Origin of the sequence: Sinomonas cellulolyticus, assembly GCF_014656475.1 — a bacterium.
Taxonomy (GTDB): Bacteria; Actinomycetota; Actinomycetes; order Actinomycetales; family Micrococcaceae; genus Sinomonas; species Sinomonas cellulolyticus.
In genome coordinates this window covers 1-1344 of record NZ_BNCM01000037.1, presented here as the reverse complement: position 1 = coordinate 1344, position 1344 = coordinate 1, and the positions used below count along the sequence as shown (strand labels likewise).

The window sequence follows — 1344 nt, the reverse complement described above, 5'->3', positions numbered from 1 at the left end:
GTACAAGGCCCGGGAACGTATTCACCGCAGCGTTGCTGATCTGCGATTACTAGCGACTCCGACTTCATGGGGTCGAGTTGCAGACCCCAATCCGAACTGAGACCGGCTTTCTGGGATTGGCTCCACCTCACAGTATCGCAACCCTTTGTACCGGCCATTGTAGCATGCGTGAAGCCCAAGACATAAGGGGCATGATGATTTGACGTCGTCCCCACCTTCCTCCGAGTTGACCCCGGCAGTCTCCCATGAGTCCCCACCATCACGTGCTGGCAACATGGAACGAGGGTTGCGCTCGTTGCGGGACTTAACCCAACATCTCACGACACGAGCTGACGACAACCATGCACCACCTGTGAACCGGCCCCGAAGGGAAGCCCCATCTCTGGGACGGTCCGGCACATGTCAAGCCTTGGTAAGGTTCTTCGCGTTGCATCGAATTAATCCGCATGCTCCGCCGCTTGTGCGGGCCCCCGTCAATTCCTTTGAGTTTTAGCCTTGCGGCCGTACTCCCCAGGCGGGGCACTTAATGCGTTAGCTGCGGCGCGGAAACCGTGGAATGGCCCCCACACCTAGTGCCCAACGTTTACGGCATGGACTACCAGGGTATCTAATCCTGTTCGCTCCCCATGCTTTCGCTCCTCAGCGTCAGTTACAGCCCAGAGACCTGCCTTCGCCATCGGTGTTCCTCCTGATATCTGCGCATTTCACCGCTACACCAGGAATTCCAGTCTCCCCTACTGCACTCCAGCCTGCCCGTACCCACTGCAGACCCGGGGTTGAGCCCCGGGCTTTCACAGCAGACGCGACAAACCGCCTACGAGCTCTTTACGCCCAATAATTCCGGATAACGCTCGCGCCCTACGTATTACCGCGGCTGCTGGCACGTAGTTAGCCGGCGCTTCTTCTGCAGGTACCCTCACCCCGAAAGGCTTGTCCCCTGCTGAAAGGGGTTTACAACCCGAAGGCCGTCATCCCCCACGCGGCGTCGCTGCATCAGGCTTGCGCCCATTGTGCAATATTCCCCACTGCTGCCTCCCGTAGGAGTCTGGGCCGTGTCTCAGTCCCAGTGTGGCCGGTCACCCTCTCAGGCCGGCTACCCGTCGTCGCCTTGGTAGGCCATCACCCCACCAACAAGCTGATAGGCCGCGAGCCCATCCAAGACCGCACAAGGCTTTCCACCCCCCACCATGCGATGAGGAGTCCTATCCGGTATTAGACCCAGTTTCCCAGGCTTATCCCAGAGTCAAGGGCAGGTTGCTCACGTGTTACTCACCCGTTCGCCACTAATCCACCCAGCAAGCTGGGCATCATCGTTCGACTTGCATGTGTTAAGCACGCCGCCAG

Annotated in this window: 1 rRNA gene; it reads right to left on the bottom strand. The window is 59.2% G+C overall.

The features are described from left to right. Positions 1–1344 (bottom strand): 16S ribosomal RNA (locus IE231_RS18095); the annotation flags it as partial.